We start from the raw sequence: 18,590 nt of genomic DNA, 5'->3' as shown, positions 1-18,590 counted from the left end.
TCGTTTGGGGCGCAAAAGGTTCATTTTCTTTTGGCTCCGCCTTGACCGGTTTGGTATACTGGGAATCATGGATGGCTTTAGAGAGTCGTGGAGGATTGGAAAAGATGACGGAAAAAGCCGCAATACGGCGTGAAGATATCGAATTGCTGGCCCCGGCGGGGGACTGGGAATGCATGCGGGCCGCGGTTGCGAACGGAGCCGACGCGGTCTACTTCGGCGTGGAAAAGTTTAACGCGCGGGCGCGCGCGAACAACTTCCGGATGGACGAGCTTCCGGAGATTATGGCGTTTTTGCGCCGGTACGGGGTAAAGGGATTCCTTACTTTTAATATTCTCGTTTTCGAGGACGAGCTTGAAGAGGCGAGAAGGCTGGTCGAAGCGTGCATCGATGCCGGCGTGGACGCCGTCATCGTGCAGGATTTGGGACTGGTGAAGCTGATTCGCGAGCTGTCGCCGGACTTTCCGATTCACGGTTCGACGCAAATGACCATCACGTCCCCGGAAGCGGTCGAGTTTACGAAGCCGTTCAACCTCGAACGCGTCGTGCTCGGCCGCGAAAACAACCTGAAGCAGATCCGCCAGATCGGCGAACAGGCGAAGCTGCCGATGGAGGTATTCGTTCATGGCGCTCTCTGCGTCTCTTATTCCGGGCAATGCCTGACCTCGGAAGTATGGGGAGGCCGCTCGGCGAACCGGGGCGAATGCGCGCAGGCTTGCCGGCTGCCGTACGATTTGATCGTCGACGGCGTGCAGAAGCCGATGGGCAATATCGCCTATTTGCTGTCGCCCAAGGATCTTGCGGCGATCGACATTATGCCGGAGCTGATCGAAGCGGGCGTGACGTCCTTCAAGATCGAAGGGCGCCTGAAATCTCCCGAATACGTGGCCAATGTCGTGAGCAAATACCGCCGAGCCATCGACCTGTATTTCGAGGGCAAAGACAGCAAACCTTCCCGCGAGGACATCCGGGAGCTGCAGCAGAGCTTTTCTCGCGGCTTTACGCACGGCTTCTTGAAAGGAACGAACAACAAGCAGCTCGTGGACGGAACGTTTCCGAAAAGCCGGGGCGTCTATCTCGGACGCGTCGAGAAGGTGACGAAGGACGGCGTCGTGTGCATCATCGAATCCCCGCTGAAGCGGGGGGACGGCATCGTCTTCGACGCCGGGGACCCGACGAAGAAGGAAGAGGGCGGGCGCGTCTACGATCTGCGCAGCTCCGGCGTGCGGCTCGAAGGCGAGGCCGCGGAGGGCAGCCGTGTCGAAATCGTCATGGGCCGGGGCGACGTCGATCTGCACCGCGTGCACGAAGGCGACCGGATCTGGAAAACAAACGACCCGGCGCTCGACAAGCGGCTGCGCGCTACGTTCGAGACGGATAAACCGTACCGCACGTTCCCGGTGTCGGTCACGGTCGAAGGCCGCGAAGGGACGAATCTCCGGACGATCTGGACGGATACGGCGCGGGGAACAACCGTGGTCGTGCAGTCGGAAATGCCGCTTGCACGCGCGGAAAAGCGCCCGCTCGGCCGCGAGGTGCTCGAGGAGCAGTTCGGCCGCCTCGGCGGCACGCTGTTCCGGCTCGAGGGGCTGAACATAGCGCTTGAAGGGGACGTCATCGTCCCGAAAAGCGAGCTGAACCGCATCCGGCGTCTGGCCGCGGAGCAGCTGGAACGACTGCGCGAGCAGCCGCCGCGGTACGTGAAGCGGACGCCGCCGCCGCGGGCGGCAGCGGCGCCGAAGCGGCCGGCCCGTCCCGAAAGCACCCGGCTGACTGCGCTTTGCCGCACGCTGGAGCAGGTGCGTGCGGCGGCGGAAACGGATGTGGCGATGATTTACGCCGACTTTGAGTTTATCAAGCAGTTTCCGGACGCGATCGCCATCTGCCGCGAAGCCGGCAAGCCGATCGCGCTGGCGACGCCGCGCATCCATATGCCCGGGGAGAACGGCTACCACCGCAACATTCTGAGGCTGCAGCCGGATGCGGTGCTCGTCCGCAATACGGGCGCGCTGTACTATTATTTGAAGGAGCGTGCGGAGAAGCCGGGAGAGCGCCATCCGCTTCTGATCGGCGATTTTTCGCTGAATGTGGCCAATCACAAGACGATCGAGCTGTTCCGCGAAGCGGGCGTCGACTGGCTGACCCCGTCCTACGATCTGAACATCCAGCAGATGGTCGATCTGCTGCGCGAGTCCGACACGTCGAGGCTCGAGCTGGTCATCCACCAGCATCTGCCGATGTTCCATACCGAGCACTGCGTCTACTGCACGTTTTTGAGCGAGGGGACCGACTATACGAACTGCGGCCGGCCGTGCGAGCAGCATCGCGCCGCGCTCAGGGACCGCATCGGCATGTCGCATCCGGTCCGCGTGGACGAAGGCTGCCGGAACACGGTATACAACGCGATCGAGCAGTCGGGCGCGGAGTATTTGAGCCATTTTATGGAGCTGGGGCTCGAATCGTACCGCGTGGAGTTTCTCGAAGAGAGCGCGGACAAGGTGCGCGAGGTGCTGTCGCTGTACCGGGCCGCCATCGACGGCCGGATCGCCGGCAGCGAAGTGTGGCGGAAGCTGAAAGCGACGAATCAGCTTGGCGTAACGCGCGGACAACTGGTCAAATAAAAGTAAACATGCGGCCCGCGGATTCGATCCGGAATCCCGGGCCGTTTTTCTTCCTCCGAAAAGTTAACGTTCCCCTTACAAAAACAAAGAAATGCGTTGCGGCCACCGTGCTATCATCGACGTTACCGAAGCAAGCAAGAGCGTCGAAGGAGGCGGGAACGATGCGATTGGCGGTAATCGGCGCGGGAATCGTTGGGTTAACGACGGGCGCGGGATTTGCGGAATTGGGGCACCAAGTGGATTGTTACGATGTGGATGCGGGGAAAATCAAACAATTGATGCGGGGCCGGGTGCCTTACTACGAGCCGGACCTGGAGGCGCTCGTAGCCCGAAACGTCGAGGCCGGCCGCCTGCGTTTCGGCTGCAATCCGGAGCGCCTGCCGTTGGAGGCGGACGTGATATTTATGGCGGTGGGCACGCCTTCCGCCGCCGACGGGCAGCTTCGGCTTTCCTATTTGTGGGAAGCGGCCGATCGGATAGGGGAGTGGCCGGACGGCAACGCCCGAATCGTCGTCATCAAGAGCACCGTTCCGGTCGGGACGGCCGAACGGCTGGAGTCGCGACTGAGAAGCCGCTTGCCCGCGCATTGCCCCGTCCATGTCGCTTCGGTGCCCGAGTTTATGCGGGAAGGGCATGCGGTCCGGGATTTCTTCGAGCCGTCGCGCATCGTTATCGGAGCCGCGAATCCGGAGGCGGCTTCGCGGCTTGAACAGCTGCACGGCGCGTTGTCCGGCCCCGTCGTTCATATGGACCGCCGAAGCGCGGAATTGGCCAAGCTCGCTTCCAACGCGGCGCTGGCCGTCAAGCTGTCGTTCGCCAACGAGATCGCGGCGCTCGCCGAGCAGACGGGCGCGGACTACCCGGCCATCGCGCGGGCGATGGGCCTCGATCCCCGGATCGGGCCGCATTTTCTCGGCGCGGGGCTTGGCTTCGGCGGTTCCTGCCTGCCGAAGGATGCCCGCGGGCTCGTCCGGCTCGCGGACGAGGCCGGCGCCCCGCAGACGCTTGTGTCTGCGGCCATTCGGGCGAATGCGCTGCTACCGCTGCGCATGGTGCGCAAACTGGAGGCCGCGCTGTCCGATCTGCCGCGGCGCAAGGTCGCCTTGCTCGGGCTCGCGTTCAAGCCCGGCACCGACGATCTCCGCGAGGCCCCTTCGCTCCGGCTGGCGGCCGAGTTGCTGCGGCGCCATCCGGGCATCACGCTGACGGCGTACGATCCAGCCGCCGGCCGGATGGCAAAGCGCCTGCTGCCGGGCGCCGTCCGCCTTTGCGATTCGGCCGAGGAGGCGCTGCACGGAACGGATGCCGCCATTATTGCGACAGATTGGCCGGAATTCCGTCAAATTCCAGCAAACGTCTTTAAAAAACGGATGAAACGAGCGATAATACTAGATGGACGCAACCTGCTGGACGCTGCCGCGCTGAACGCGCAGGGCGTCGTCTGCATCGGAACCGGAAGACTGCCCGGCGCGGCTTCCGAGTCCTGCGGGGCGGAGACTGACCGGTCGTCATTATTGTCGTAGAGAGGTTATCCGTTTGATGAAAATTCGTAAAGCCATTATTCCGGCGGCAGGACTTGGAACCCGTTTCCTGCCCGCGACCAAAGCCATGCCCAAGGAAATGCTGCCGATCATCGACAAGCCGGGAATTCAATACATCGTGGAAGAAGCGGTGGCATCGGGCATCGAGGACATCATTATCGTGACGGGGAAGAGCAAGCGCGCCATCGAGGACCATTTCGACAGTTCCTTTGAGCTTGAGCAAAATTTGCTCACGAAAGGAAAATACGAACTGCTGTCCGAGGTGCAAAGGGCGACCGAGCTGACGGACATTCACTACATCCGGCAGAAGGAGCCCAAGGGGCTCGGCCACGCCATCTGGTGCGCGCGCAAGTTTATCGGTAACGAACCGTTTGCGGTGCTGCTTGGCGACGACATCGTCAAGAGCGAAGTTCCGTGCCTTAAGCAGATGATGGACGTGTTCGAAAAGGTGCACGGAAGCGTGCTCGCCGTCAAGCGCGTGCCGGATGACGAAGTGTCCCGCTACGGCATCGTCGATCCCGTTCCGGGAACGTCCGACGAGGACGCGGTGATCCGGGTGCGGGGCGTCGTGGAGAAGCCTTCCAGGGAATCGGCGCCGTCCAATATCGCCATCATGGGCCGTTACATCCTGACGCCGACGATCTTCGAGCTGTTGGAAACGCAGACGACCGGAGCGGGCGGGGAAATTCAACTGACCGACGCGATTTACCGGCTGATGCAAAGCGAACCGGTTTACGCCTACGACTTTGAAGGACGGCGTTACGATACCGGGGAGAAGCTGGGCTATTTGAAGACGATCATCGATTTTGCGCTTGAGCGTCCCGATTTGGCCAAGGACGTGCGGGCGTACCTCAAAGAAAAGCTGGGCGAATAGGAATAAGCGAAGGGGCGCTCCAAGTTCCGCGACTTGGAGGGCCCTATTTTCATTTTTGGAAAAGAAAGAAAGCGGGGATTGAAAAAAGGAAAGCGGCGGATTATGATAATGGTGTACAATACAAAATTTGGTTTTATAATATAGAACAAAATGCACCGCTTAGGAGAGAAACCATGCCGATTATCCAATCGCTGGACCGGGCTTTGCAAATTTTGGACTTATTCGACGAATACACGACGGAACTGAAAATGACCGAAATCAGCGCCAGGATGGGATTGCACAAGAGCACCGTTCACTCGCTGTTGAGAACGCTTCAATTGCATGGATACATCGACCAGGACGAGGAAACGGGCAAGTACAAGCTCGGTTTGAAAATGCTGGAGAAAGGCCAACTTGTGCTCAAGAGAATGGATATCCGGACGGTTGCCCGCAAGCATTTGGAAGCGCTGTCGGCCCGGACGGGGCAGACCGTTCACCTTGTCATACGCGACGGCAAGGAAGGCGTATACATCGATAAGGTGGAAGGGGAGAAGGCGGCCATTCGGTATTCCCGCATCGGACGCCGGGTTCCCCTGCACAGCAGCGCGGTCGGAAAAGTGTTGCTGGCGTTCGGAAAGCGGGAAGAAACGGAAGCGCTTCTTCGGGACTACGCCTTTACCGCGCAGACGCCGGCCACGATTCGCGACAAGGAAACGCTTCTTCGGGAACTGGAGCGGGTGCGCGAGCAGGGCTATGCCGTTGACAACCAGGAGAACGAGCCCGGCGTCAGGTGCGGGGCCACCCCGATCCGCGACCATACCGGCGCGGTGGCGGCCGCCATGAGCATTTCGACCTTGACCTCGGCGGTGGACGACGGGCTGTTCCGCCGCTATCTCCTTCTGCTTCAAGAGGAAGGGAAGAACATCTCCCGGCTCCTCGGCTATCGGCCTTAGACGCCAGGCGCCGAAGGCTTTCTTCGGCAGATGACGTCCGAGGAGCCCTTTTTTGCGCGTTATTACAAACTTGGTTTTATAATATAAAACAAATTGGGTGGTGCATGTTCTCGTGAACATAATCCGATTTGCCGCTCCGGACACCGGGCCGCGGCTGGCCGCCGTAACCGACGAGGGCAAGGGGTACGAACTTCCGTACGGCGATTTCATGTCGCTGGTTAAAGCGGCGGACGAAAGGGGCGCCTCTCCGCTGGCGTTGGTTCAAGAGATCGTCGCCGGGGCCGAACCGATTGCCGCCGAATGGACGGCATTGCCGCTGCTGGCGCCCGTTGACGCGCCGGAAGTCTGGGCCGCCGGAGTCACCTACGAGCGAAGCCGCGACGCGCGAAATTATGAAGCGACCGGCGGCAAGATGGACGCCTCCACTTTTTACGACAAGGTTTACGATGCCGAGCGTCCGGAGCTGTTCCTGAAATCGACGCCGGCCCGCACCGTCGGTCCGGGCGGCGAGGTCCGGCTGCGCAGCGATTCGAGCTGGCAGGTCCCGGAACCGGAGCTTGGGCTCGTGCTGGACGGCCGGGGCCGGATCGTGGGGTATACGATCGGCAACGACATGAGCTGCCGGGATATCGAAGGCGACAACCCGCTGTATCTGCCTCAAGCCAAAGTGTGGAGGCAATCCTGCGCTCTCGGGCCGGCGATCCGGCTGGCCGAAACGGTGCCGGACCCGTACGATCTGGGCATTGCCTGCCGCATTTACCGCGGCGGGAAGCAGGTGTTCGAAGGGACGGCCAGCACGAAGCAACTAAAGCGGAAGCTGGATGAACTGGTCGCGTATCTGGTACGGGACAACGTCGTGCTGGACGGCACGGTGCTGCTGACCGGTACGTGCATCGTTCCGCCCAACGATTTCACGCTGGCCGGCGGAGACCGGATCGAAATCGAAATCGACGGCATCGGCAAGCTGATTAACCCTGTCGCAAGCGCAGAATGAGCGCTTGGACGGAGCCCGTACAAGGCATGGGAAAGGAGAATGGCGCATGTGTGCTTATGCAGCTGGGCAAGTTTACTTGAACTACATGAACGGGGAATGGACGGCGGCTTCGACCGGCAGGACCATTCCCAGCCTCAATCCGGCGAATCCGAAAGAGATTGTCGGATACGTCCAGGAATCGTCCCGGGAAGACCTTGACCGCGCCGTTGCCGCAGCCAAAGCGGCTTTCCGTTCCTGGCGGAAGCTGTCCGGTGCCGAGCGCGGGGATCTGTTGTTCAAAGCGGCCGCCATTTTGGAAAGGCGCGCGGATGAAGTGGCGGAGACGATGACCCGGGAGATGGGCAAAACGCTTCCGGAGGCCAAGGGAGAGACGCTGCGCGGCGTCGCGATTTTGCGGTATTACGCCGGCGAAGGCATGCGGAAGATCGGCGAGGTGATCCCCTCCACCGACCGCGATGCGCTGATGTTTACCACCCGGGTTCCGCTCGGCGTCGTCGGCATCATTTCCCCGTGGAATTTTCCGGTCGCGATTCCGATCTGGAAGACGGCCCCGGCTCTCGTCTACGGAAACACGGTCGTGCTGAAGCCGTCCGAGGAAGCCTCCGTCACCGCGGCCAAAGTCGTCGAATGCTTCGAAGAAGCGGGGCTGCCGGCGGGCGTGCTGAATCTGGTCGGCGGTTACGGTTCCGTCGTCGGGCAGGCCCTTGCGGAGCATCCGGACGTGAGCGGCATTACGTTTACCGGATCGAATCGGACCGGCAAGCAAATCGGCCAGATTGCCCTGACGCGGGGAGCCAAATACCAACTGGAGATGGGCGGCAAAAATCCGATTATCATCGCGGCGGATGCGGATTTGGATCAGGCGGTCGAGGCGACCGTCAGCGGAGGTCTGCGATCGACCGGGCAAAAATGTACGGCGACCAGCCGCGTCATGGTTATGCGGGAAGTGTACGACGCCTTTAAAGCCAAGCTGCTGGACAAAGTGTCGGCCATCAAAGTCGGCGACGGCATGGAAGCGGGCGTGTGGATGGGACCTTGCGTAAGCGAAAAGCAGCAGAAAACCGTCCTCGGCTATATCGAGAAAGGGCTTGCGGAAGGCGCGCGGCTGCTCGCCGGCGGAGGCAAGCCGGCCGATCCCGCCCTGGCGGAAGGCTACTTTGTGCAGCCGACGGTGTTTGAGGACGTCACGAAGGAGATGACCATCGCCAGAGAGGAAATTTTCGGCCCGGTGCTGGCGCTCATTCCGGTCGATTCGCTGGAGGAAGCCATCGAATTGGCCAACGACAGCGAATACGGTCTAAGCGCGTCCATCTTCACGAAGGACATCGCTTCCATGCTCGCTTTCATCCGGGAGACGGATGCCGGCCTCGTCCGGGTGAATGCGGAGACGGCGGGCGTAGAGCTGCAGGCGCCGTTCGGCGGCATGAAGCAGTCCAGCTCGCATTCCCGGGAACAAGGCCAGGCGGCGATCGAGTTTTTCACTGCGGTGAAGACCGTTTTCGTCAAGGCGTAACAGGAGGCGGCTATGCGCGAACCGATTGAGCAAATCATGGGCGACGCTTCCCCCGGCCTTTACCGGGTGGTCACGCACGCTGCGGGGCCGGAAGGGAAGCTGCCCCTTACGGACGAACTGCTGCGCCATGCCCCGAGCGGCGATCTGTTCGGCATGACCCAGAACGTGGGAATGGGATGGAAGCCGAGCCGCCTGACCGGAAAGCAGTTTTTGCTGTTGGGCACGCAGGGAGGAATCCGGGCGGACGACGGCACGCCCGTCGCCCTGGGCTACCATACGGGCCATTGGGAAGTGGGCCTGTTGATGAAGGCGGCCGCCGCCGAGATCGCCGCGCAGGGCGGCGTGCCGTTCGCCGGCTATGTCAGCGACCCGTGCGACGGACGCTCGCAAGGCACGGCCGGCATGTTCGATTCGCTGCCGTACCGCAACGACGCGGCGGTCGTCCTGCGCCGGCTGATCCGCTCGCTGCCCACGCGCAAAGGCGTAATCGGCGTCGCCACCTGCGACAAGGGACTTCCCGCGATGATGCTCGCGCTTGCGGGCATGCGCGACCTGCCCGGCGTCATCGTGCCGGGCGGGGTGACGCTGCCGCCGACGGCCGGGGAAGACGCCGGGAAGATTCAGACGATCGGCGCCCGATACGCGAACGGGGAATTGTCCCTCGACGAAGCGGCGGATCTCGGCTGCCGCGCCTGCGCCACCCCCGGCGGGGGGTGCCAGTTTCTGGGGACGGCGGGCACTTCCCAGGTCGTGGCCGAAGCGCTGGGCCTTTCGGTCCCGCATTCCGCGCTCGCGCCTTCCGGACAGCCGGTGTGGGAGGAACTGGGCCGGCAGTCGGCGCGCGCCGTCATGCGCCTGGAGGCGCAAGGCATCCGAATGCGGGACGTGCTGACGGATGCGGCGATCCGCAACGCCATGGCGGTTCATGCCGCGTTCGGCGGTTCGACGAATTTGCTGTTGCACATTCCGGCCATTGCGCATGCGGCGGGACTTGCGGTGCCGACGGTCCAGGACTGGATCCGCATCAACCGCGATGTGCCGCGTCTGGTCAGCGTGCTCCCGAACGGTCCGATTTATCATCCGACCGTACGGGTGTTTCTGGCCGGCGGGGTGCCGGAAGTGATGCTGCATCTGCGGCGTCTGGGCGTGCTGGACGAATCGGTGTTGACGGCCACGGGCGAAACGCTGGGCGCCGTGCTCGATTGGTGGGAATCGTCGGAACGCCGCCGAATGTTTCGAAAGCGGTTGCAGGAAGCGGACGGCGTCGATCCGGACAGCGTCATTATGGACCCGGACCGGGCCAGGCAAATGGGCATCACGTCCACGGTGACGTTCCCGACCGGCAATCTGGCGCCGGAAGGGGCCGTCATCAAATCGACGTCGATCGATCCTTCCGTGCTGGACGAGGACGGCGTCTTTCGCCACAAAGGCAAAGCCAAAGTGTTCACCACGGAGCGGGAGGCGATCGCGGCGATCAAGAACGGCGGCATTCGGGCGGGAGACATCATGGTGCTGATCGGCCGCGGGCCTTCCGGAACGGGGATGGAGGAGACGTATCAACTGACGTCGGCGCTGAAGCATCTGTCGTTCGGCAAATACGTGTCGCTCATTACCGATGCCCGGTTCTCCGGCGTTTCCACCGGCGCCTGCATCGGCCATGTCGGCCCGGAAGCGTTGGCCGGCGGTCCCATCGGCAAGCTGAGAGACGGCGATATGATCGAGATTGTCATCGACCGCCACAAGCTGGAGGGCACGGTGAATTTCGTAGGCGAAGGAGAGGAAGCGCTTTCTCCAGAGGAGGGAGCGGCGGTTCTGGCCGCGCGCCCCTTCCACCCCGGCCTGGCGCCGGACCCCGATCTGCCGGACGACACGAAGCTTTGGGCCGCCCTTCAGGCCGTCAGCGGCGGGACGTGGAAAGGCAACGTTTATGACGTGGAGCGGATCGTCACGGTCCTCGAAGCGGGGAAAAAAGCGCTGGGCCTGACTTGAAGGCCCCTTTGTCACGGAGGTTGTTTCTATGAACACGATCACGAATCCGATTCTGCGCGGTTTTAATCCGGACCCTTCCATCTGCCGGGCGGGAGATGATTATTACATCGCCACGTCCACCTTCGAATGGTTTCCGGGCGTGCAGATCCACCATTCCAAAGACCTGGTCCATTGGCGGCTGGCGGGGCATGTCCTGACGCGGAAATCGCAGCTCGATATGCAGGGCAACATCGATTCGGGCGGCGTTTGGGCGCCTTGTTTAAGCTATGACAACGGAACCTTCTACCTGGTCTATACCGATGTCAAAAGCCGGATCGGCGCGTTCAAGGACACCCATAACTATTTGGTGACGGCGACCGATATTGAAGGGCCTTGGTCCGAACCGGTGTACCTGAACAGCAGCGGCTTCGATCCTTCGCTGTTCCACGACGACGACGGACGCAAATGGCTGGTCAACATGCTGTGGGACTTCCGCAAAGGGCGCAACAAATTCGCCGGCATCGTTCTTCAGGAGTACTCCGCTGAGCAGCGGAAGCTGGTCGGTCCGGTCGTCCGTATTTTCGAAGGAACGGAACTGAAGCTGACGGAAGGCCCTCATCTGTACAAACGAAACGGCTACTACTACCTGCTCACGGCGGAAGGCGGAACCCAGTACGGGCATGCGGCGACGATGGCCCGCTCCCGGAGCATCGAAGGGCCGTACGAGGCCGATCCGCACAATCCGATCCTGACCTCGGCGGGCAGGCCGGATCTGGCGCTGCAAAAAGCGGGTCACGCCAGCCTGGTGGAGACGCAGACCGGAGAATGGTACATGGTTCATCTGTGCGGGCGGCCCGTCAAAGACAGGTTCTGCACCCTCGGCCGGGAAACGGCGATTCAGCGCTGCGAATGGACCGAGGACGGCTGGCTGCGCCTTGCCGGCGGAACGCGGCATCCGCAGCTTTACGTTCCGGCGCCGGACCTTCCGCCGCATCCGTTCGGGAAGGAGCCGGAACGGGACGACTTTGACGAGCCGAAGCTAAGCCCGCATTGGAATACGCTGCGGATTCCGGCGGACCCATCCTGGTTAAGCCTTACGGAGCGTCCCGGCTACCTGAGGCTGCGGGGCATGGAATCGATGAGCTCGCTGCACCGGCAAAGCCTCGTCGCCCGCAGACAGCAAGCCTTCCGGTGCGAAGCGGAGACGTGTCTCGAATTCGAACCGGAGCATTTTCAGCAAATGGCGGGCCTGATTCTCTATTACGACACGAAAGACTACGTTTATTTGCGCCTGACGCATCACGAAGAAGGAGGCGCGGGCCTCGGCATCATCCGGTCCAAGCACGGCGTCTACGACGAGTTGCTGGATCGGGACATCCGCTTGCAGGGGAAACGCTTCCGGCTCAAGGCGGCGATTGACCGCGATACCGTCCGGTTCTATTACGGCGAAGGCGAAGCCGGCGGACCCTGGACGGCGGTCGGCGGACCGGTCGACATTACCCATCTTTGCGACGAAGATCCGCAGTACATCCGGTTTACGGGCACGTTCGTCGGGATGTGCGCGCAGGACCTCGGCGGCACGAAAAAGCACGCGGATTTCGATTATTTTGTGTACAGAGAAACGGAATAGACCGAGCAAAATCGGCAAAGCCCTGAATCGGGGTTTTGTCGATTTTTCATTGAATTACCGGGCGTTGTACAGCAAGTGTACCACACATAATGGCGACATTTAGTAAATTGGATAGAATGAAATATTATGGTTTTTTCAAACGACCTGCAAACGTAAACGGGCGGCAACGTCATGCGGAAGCGGAACGAAGCAGACAAGCGGGAGCCGAACGAGAGCGAATGCAAATTGACACGCTCTTTGGCAACGCATAGACTAGGGGTAAACGACCGACGGAGGATGGCATGAGTTCCCCTTTTTACGGCAATTGGCGTCATGTGTTCAAGCTCGATCCCGACCGGCCGATCGACGACGACCGGCTGGCGGCGGTGTGCCTCTCCGGCACGGACGCGATCCTCGTCGGCGGGTCGAGCGGCGTTACGTTTGACAATACGGTAGAGTTGCTGTCGCGCATTCGCCGTTTCGAGACGCCCTGCGCGCTTGAACTATCGAGTGCGGAGTGCGGCGTTCCCGGCTTTGACGGCTATTTCATCCCGATGGTGCTGAATACGGAACAGGGAGGCTGGATTGCCGGCCGGCAGGCGGAGGCGCTTCGCGATTATGGGCGGCTGCTGCCGTGGGAGCAAGTGGCGGGCGAGGCGTACATCGTGCTCAACCCCGATTCGACGGTCGCCCGATTGACGGAAGCGAAAACCGATCTGACCGCGGACGAGATTGCAGCTTACAGCCAGGTGGCGGACAGGCTGTGGCGGGCGCCGGTGCTGTATCTGGAATATAGCGGAACGTTCGGGGACATGGCGGCGGTCCGCCGGGTGCGCAGCGAGCTGACGCAGGCCCGGCTGTTTTACGGCGGCGGCATCCGCACCGCAGAGCAGGCGAGGCAGGCGGCGCTTTCGGCGCATACGGTCGTTGTCGGCAATGTCGTCTACGACGATCTGGAGGCGGCACTTTCCACGGTCGAAGCCGTGATTAACAGCGCAAAGGAGCAAGACCATGTTTTTTGAACCGGTACAACCCGAAATGGAGTCGGTAAATATAGACGAGGCGATCCAGCGCCTCAACGCGAAGCAGCGGGAAGCCGTTCTGGCGACCAGCGGCCCGCTGCTCGTCATGGCCGGCGCAGGCAGCGGCAAGACGAGGGTGCTCACGCACCGCATCGCCTACCTGATCGCCAAGCGGCTGGCGGCGCCCTGGAGCATCCTGGCGATCACCTTCACCAACAAAGCCGCCCGCGAAATGCAGGAACGGGTATCCAAGCTGGTCGGACCGGAAGGCCGCGACATCTGGGTCAGCACGTTCCACTCGATGTGCGTGCGGATTTTGCGCAAAGATATCGAGCGGATCGGCTACGGCTCCAACTTCAGCATTTTGGATTCGGGCGACCAGCTGTCCGTCATACGCGGCATCATGAAGGAGCAAAATATCGACACGAAGAAGTTCGATCCGAAGGCGGTGCAGGCGGTCATCAGTTCGGCCAAAAACGAGCTGATCGCTCCGCAGCAGTACGAATCGCGGGTCGGGGATTATTTTCAGACGATCGTCGCGAAGATATACAGCGAATATCAAAAGCGGCTGAAGGCGAACAACTCGCTGGATTTCGACGACTTGATCATGTTGACGATTCAACTGTTCAAGGACGTTCCGGAAGTGCTGGACTTTTATCAGAACAAATTCCGCTACATTCACGTGGACGAATACCAGGATACGAACCGCGCGCAGTACGTGCTGTGCCGGATGCTGGCGGACAAGCACCACAACATTTGCGTCGTGGGCGACAGCGACCAGTCGATTTACCGCTGGCGCGGAGCGGACATTACGAACATTTTGAACTTCGAAAAGGATTATCCGGAAGCGCAGACGATTTTGCTGGAACAAAATTACCGCTCGACCTCGAACATTCTGGACGCGGCCAACGGCGTCATTCAGCACAATCAGGGCCGCAAGGCGAAAAATCTGTGGACCGACAAAAAGGGCGGAGACAAGATCACCGTCTACCAGGCCGATTCGGAGCACGATGAAGGGTACTTCGTCGCGCAGGAAATCCGCAGCAACCGCGAGAAGGGCATGCGCTACGGGGATCATGCGATTTTGTACCGCACCAACGCGATGTCGCGCGTCATCGAAGAAGTGCTGATCAAATCGGAAATTCCGTATCAGATCGTCGGCGGCATCAAGTTCTACGACCGGAAGGAAATCAAGGACATTCTCGCGTATTTGCGGCTGATTTCCAATCCGGACGACGACATCAGCCTGACCCGGATCATCAATGTGCCGAAGCGGTCGATCGGCGAGACGACGATGGCGAAAGTGCTGGAGGAAGCGGGACGCAGGGGCGTCTCGGTGTACCGGCTGCTGAGCGAAGGGGACGGGCTGCTCGACGGTCTGTACCAGCTCGACATCACGCCGCGGGCGAAAGCGGCGCTGTCCGAATTCCGCAACCTGATCGCGAACCTCAGCGCGATGGCGGATTATTTGTCGGTGACGGAACTGACGGAAAAAGTGCTGGAAATGACCGGTTACCGGATGGAACTGCAGCGGGAAAATACGCTCGAGTCCAAAGCGCGGCTGGAAAACATCGACGAGTTTCTGTCGGTTACGCAGGATTTCGAGAAGCGCAACGACGACAAATCGCTGCTCGCCTTTCTGACCGATCTGGCGCTCATCGCCGACATCGATTCGATGAACGACGATCCGGAAGCGGCCGACGACGCGGTCGTGCTGATGACGATGCACAGCGCCAAAGGGCTGGAGTTCCCGGTCGTGTTCATCATCGGGATGGAGGAAGGCGTGTTCCCCGGAAGCCGGGCGTTCATGGACAACGAAGAATTGGAGGAGGAGCGGCGGCTGGCGTACGTCGGCATCACGCGCGCGGAGAAAAAGCTTTACCTGACCTGCGCGCGGATGCGGATGCTTTACGGCCGTACAAGCAGCAACGCGCCCTCGCGGTTTTTGGAGGAGATTCCCGACGAGCTGAAGGAGACGGCCGGCTCGTTCGGCGGGCGCTACGGCGCGGGCGGCGGCTTCGGCTTGCGGCCCGGCGGCTTCGGCTTGCGGCCCGGCGGCGCCCGCTTTGGCGGCGGGGCCGGTTCCGCGCCCGCCGGAGGATTTGGCAGCCGCCCGCAGGCGGGTGCGGGCGGCACGTTCGGCGCGCGGCCTGCGGGCGCGCCCGGACGTTTCGGCGCGGCGGGAACCGCGCCGGGAGCCGGCGCCGCGCCGCAGCCCGGCGGGGCGGCGGGAGAGCCGCTGGCGGCCGGCGACAAGGTGCGGCACGCCAAGTGGGGCGTCGGCACGGTCATCGCCGTCAAGGGCTCGGGGAAGGATACCGAGCTGCAAATCGCTTTTCCCGCGCCGGTCGGCATCAAACGGCTGCTGGCCGCGTTCGCGCCGGTTACCAAGGTCTAACGTTGGATAACGAACGTTTATTCGTCACCCCGTGTTCTTTTCGCTCGATCACGGGGTGATCCTGTGCATGACGAAAATAGGATCAATTCACGAGAAAGGGCTGTTTTGCACATGACGGCAACCGAACCGCTGCAGCGGATGCGAGAGCTTGTGGAGTTGCTGAACGAGCACGCTTACCGCTACTATACGCTCGACAACCCGACGATCAGCGACAAGGAGTACGACGCTTTGTACGACGAGCTTGTTCGCCTCGAGGAATCGACCGGCACCGTCCTTCCGGATTCGCCGACGCGGCGGGTGGGCGGCGAGATCCTGAAGGGATTCGAGCCGCATCGCCACCTGTCGCGGCTATGGAGCCTCGACAAGGCGCAGAACGTCGAGGATTTGCGGGCCTGGGCGCAGCGGGTGAACCGGCTGATCGCCGATTACAACGCCAAAAACCCCGACCGTCCGCTGCCCGATCCGGAATATGTCGTGGAGCTGAAATTCGACGGGCTTACGCTCAATTTGACCTATCGGAACGGGGAACTCGTGCAGGCCGCCACGCGCGGCAACGGCACCGTCGGCGAAGGCATTCTCGCGCAGGTGCGGACGATTCGTTCGGTGCCGCTGTCGATTCCGTTCAAAGACGGCGTCATCGAAGTGCAGGGCGAAGGCTTCATGCGGCTGTCCGTGTTGGAAAAATACAACGAAACGGCCGCCGAACCGCTCAAAAACGCGCGCAACGGCGCCGCCGGCGCTTTGCGCAATCTGGACCCCCGGGTGACCGCTTCCCGGAAGCTGGACGCATTCTTTTACAATATCGGCTATGCGGAAGGCGTTTCGTTCGCGAATCACCGCGAGATGATGGCGTTCCTGCGCGGCAACCGTTTCCCGGTCAACGACTATGTCCGCTACTACTCCGATATCGACGAAGTGGCGGCGGAGCTGGAACGGTTGGCCGACATCCGCAAAGACCTGGATTACTTGATCGACGGCGCGGTCGTCAAGCTGACCGATTTCGCGACGCGCGAAGCGCTTGGCTACACGGACAAATTCCCGCGTTGGGCGATCGCCTTCAAGTTCGAAGCGGAAGAGACGACGACCGTACTGGAATCCGTCTCCTGGGAGGTCGGCCGCACGGGCAAAATCACGCCGCTCGCCCGCGTCGAGCCGGTGGAGCTGGCGGGGGTGACGGTGCAGAACTGCACGCTGAACAACATCGGCGATATCGAGCGGAAAAACTTGCGCCACGCTCTCGGCACCCGGGTGTTCATCCGCCGTTCGAACGACGTCATTCCGGAAATTCTGGGGAAGGCGGACGACGGGGAAGTGGGCGGCACGATCGAAATTCCGACTGTCTGCCCGGGCTGCGGAACGCCGCTGGAGATGCGGGGTGCTCATCTGTATTGTCCCAACAAATTGGGCTGCAAACCGCAAATCATCGGGCGGATCACGCATTTTGCGTCCCGCGACTGCATGGATATCGAAACGTTCAGCGGAAAGACGGCGGAGCAGTTGTACGAGGAGCTCGGCGTGCGCGACCCCGCGGATTTGTACAGCCTTACGCTCGAACAATTGATCGGGCTGAACCGCTTCGGCGAGAAAAAGGCCAAAAATTTGCTCGCGGCCATCGAGAAATCGAAATCGCGCGAGCTGGGGGCATTTTTGAACGCGTTGGGCATACCGAACACGGGCAAGGCCACCGCGCGGACGCTTGCCGATCATTACGGCGATCTCGACCGGATTATGGCGGCTGAAGCGGAGGAACTGACCGCGCTGCCGGATGTGGGCGGCGTCGTGGCGGAGAGCATCGCGGGCTTTTTCCGCGATCCCGTCATGCGGGACAGCATCGCACGCATGCGCGCCGCCGGCGTTCGCGCCGAAGCGGAGAAGCCGGTTGAAGCCGACGAGGGGCATCCGCTGTTCGGCAAAACCGTTGTGCTGACCGGCACGCTGAGCAGGCTTACGCGCGACGAGGCGGCCAAGCGGCTGGCGGCGCTCGGCGCCAAAGTGTCGGGCAGCGTGTCGAAGAAAACGGATCTCGTCATTGCCGGCGAAAACGCGGGCAGCAAGCTGACCAAGGCGCGCGAACTGGGCGTTGCGGTGCTGGAGGACGAGGATGAGCTGATGCGGCTGCTCGGCGTCGATTCCGAATAACCGCCGCAACCAAAAAAGAACCGTCTCCAAGGCGATGATTGCCAGGAGACGGTTCTTTGTTTTCCCTTCGGCGATTCAGCCGTGTCTCAGCTTATGGGTGATGCGCTTGTACTGATAGTACATCGTGCAGCCGATGCAATATCCGAGCAGCGCGACTCCCGCCGCAGCCAGCAGCAGAACGGCAAATACGGTGCCGGCCGCGGTCCAGCCCAGCGCGAATGAGATGAGCGACAGCGTCAGGAAGATGACCGCAAGCGTATTGTTAAAACGTTGCAGCACTTCCGCCTGCGTTTCTTTCCCTTCCGTCCGGAGGAAGGGCTTGGCGATCCGTACAAACAAATTGAAGCGCCCTCGCGTAAGCAGCCCGGCCACTTGAATCGCCCATAATACGGCCAGCAGCCAAGGCGTCTGCAAAGCGATGGACACAACGACGAACAGAACGATGCCGACCTGATTGGCTTTAACGTAAGGCATCGGAATTTCCCGCATAGGCCTACCTCCATTTCACGAATAAAAATGGAACCGTTAAAACCAACTTAACCCATCGGCATTTAATAAGTCAAGATAATAAGCAAATTTGGATTGGATAAAAAAGGACCTTGCAAGCGGGGGACGATTCGTGCTAAATTAGTTTTCGCCGCTTCGAAAGAGCGGACAAGGCAAAGCGAAACAAACATGTTTAAGGCTTCGAAAAAAAAGTGTTGACATTCTTTTGAGAAGCCGATATAATCGGTTGATGTCGGCTCTGGTGAGAAGACGTCGACAAGGCCTTCGGGCCAAGCGATTGCTCCTTGAAAACTGAACATCGAGCGTAATTCAAAACACCGTCAAGCAAGAGTTTTTCTTGCGAGACAAGCCAGAATGAATTGGAGCCAAACGGCTCTTCGATAAACCGGTCCGTTGGACCTTTTATGGAGAGTTTGATCCTGGCTCAGGACGAACGCTGGCGGCGTGCCTAATACATGCAAGTCGAGCGGACCTT

The 18,590-nt window shown here is 61.0% G+C and carries 12 protein-coding genes and 1 rRNA gene; 12 read left to right on the top strand and 1 reads right to left on the bottom strand.

All coding sequences use genetic code 11. From position 1 onward, the window contains the following. Positions 1–104: 104 nt before the first annotated feature. The 11 genes from F560_RS0108360 to ligA all read left to right on the top strand — a co-directional run bounded on the left by F560_RS0108360 (position 105) and on the right by ligA (position 17,608). The gene (locus F560_RS0108360) at positions 105–2,618 is read left to right on the top strand and encodes a U32 family peptidase (RefSeq protein ID WP_019005270.1); all 2,514 of its coding nucleotides are present in this window, start codon (positions 105–107) and stop codon (positions 2,616–2,618) included. 161 nt (positions 2,619–2,779) lie between these two features. Continuing rightward, on the top strand, positions 2,780–4,141 hold the full coding sequence (locus F560_RS22820) for a UDP-glucose dehydrogenase family protein (protein ID WP_019005269.1): 1,362 nt from the start codon (positions 2,780–2,782) through the stop codon (positions 4,139–4,141). Positions 4,142–4,157: 16 nt separating this feature from the next. Then, on the top strand, positions 4,158–5,033 hold the full coding sequence (gene galU, locus F560_RS0108350) for a UTP--glucose-1-phosphate uridylyltransferase GalU (RefSeq protein WP_019005268.1): 876 nt from the start codon (positions 4,158–4,160) through the stop codon (positions 5,031–5,033). A gap of 173 nt (positions 5,034–5,206) precedes the next feature. Beyond that, positions 5,207–5,965, top strand: a complete 759-nt coding sequence (locus F560_RS0108345; protein ID WP_019005267.1) for an IclR family transcriptional regulator — start codon at positions 5,207–5,209, stop codon at positions 5,963–5,965. Positions 5,966–6,077: 112 nt separating this feature from the next. Beyond that, positions 6,078–6,959, top strand: coding sequence for a fumarylacetoacetate hydrolase family protein (locus F560_RS0108340; protein ID WP_019005266.1), 882 nt, complete (start codon positions 6,078–6,080; stop codon positions 6,957–6,959). Between the two features lie 46 nt (positions 6,960–7,005). After that, on the top strand, positions 7,006–8,472 hold the full coding sequence (gucD, locus tag F560_RS0108335; RefSeq protein ID WP_019005265.1) for an alpha-ketoglutaric semialdehyde dehydrogenase GucD: 1,467 nt from the start codon (positions 7,006–7,008) through the stop codon (positions 8,470–8,472). Between the two features lie 12 nt (positions 8,473–8,484). Continuing rightward, positions 8,485–10,461, top strand: coding sequence for a YjhG/YagF family D-xylonate dehydratase (locus tag F560_RS0108330; RefSeq protein ID WP_019005264.1), 1,977 nt, complete (start codon positions 8,485–8,487; stop codon positions 10,459–10,461). Between the two features lie 28 nt (positions 10,462–10,489). After that, positions 10,490–12,070, top strand: coding sequence for a glycoside hydrolase family 43 protein (locus tag F560_RS0108325; RefSeq protein ID WP_019005263.1), 1,581 nt, complete (start codon positions 10,490–10,492; stop codon positions 12,068–12,070). Between the two features lie 281 nt (positions 12,071–12,351). Continuing rightward, positions 12,352–13,071 carry a heptaprenylglyceryl phosphate synthase gene (gene pcrB, locus F560_RS0108320; protein ID WP_019005262.1) on the top strand — a complete coding sequence of 240 codons (720 nt, stop codon included), beginning with the start codon at positions 12,352–12,354 and terminating at the stop codon, positions 13,069–13,071. Positions 13,072–13,087: 16 nt separating this feature from the next. Then, positions 13,088–15,469, top strand: a complete 2,382-nt coding sequence (gene pcrA, locus F560_RS0108315; RefSeq protein ID WP_026298165.1) for a DNA helicase PcrA — start codon at positions 13,088–13,090, stop codon at positions 15,467–15,469. Between the two features lie 111 nt (positions 15,470–15,580). Then, a complete protein-coding gene (gene ligA / locus F560_RS0108310) occupies positions 15,581–17,608 on the top strand; it encodes an NAD-dependent DNA ligase LigA (protein ID WP_019005260.1) in 2,028 nt (675 codons plus the stop codon). A gap of 75 nt (positions 17,609–17,683) precedes the next feature. Here ligA and F560_RS0108305 read toward each other — a convergent pair whose 3' ends face one another. After that, complete coding sequence (locus tag F560_RS0108305) at positions 17,684–18,097, bottom strand: DUF4395 domain-containing protein (protein WP_019005259.1); 414 nt, start codon at positions 18,095–18,097, stop codon at positions 17,684–17,686. A gap of 419 nt (positions 18,098–18,516) precedes the next feature. Between F560_RS0108305 and F560_RS0108300 the strand changes: the two genes are divergently transcribed. Next, positions 18,517–18,590 (top strand): 16S ribosomal RNA (locus F560_RS0108300); the annotation flags it as partial.

It is taken from the genome of Cohnella laeviribosi DSM 21336 (genome assembly GCF_000378425.1).
Taxonomy (GTDB): domain Bacteria; phylum Bacillota; class Bacilli; order Paenibacillales; family Paenibacillaceae; genus Cohnella; species Cohnella laeviribosi.
Note: the sequence above shows the minus strand (reverse complement) of the source record. Positions and strands in the feature narration are given on the sequence as shown.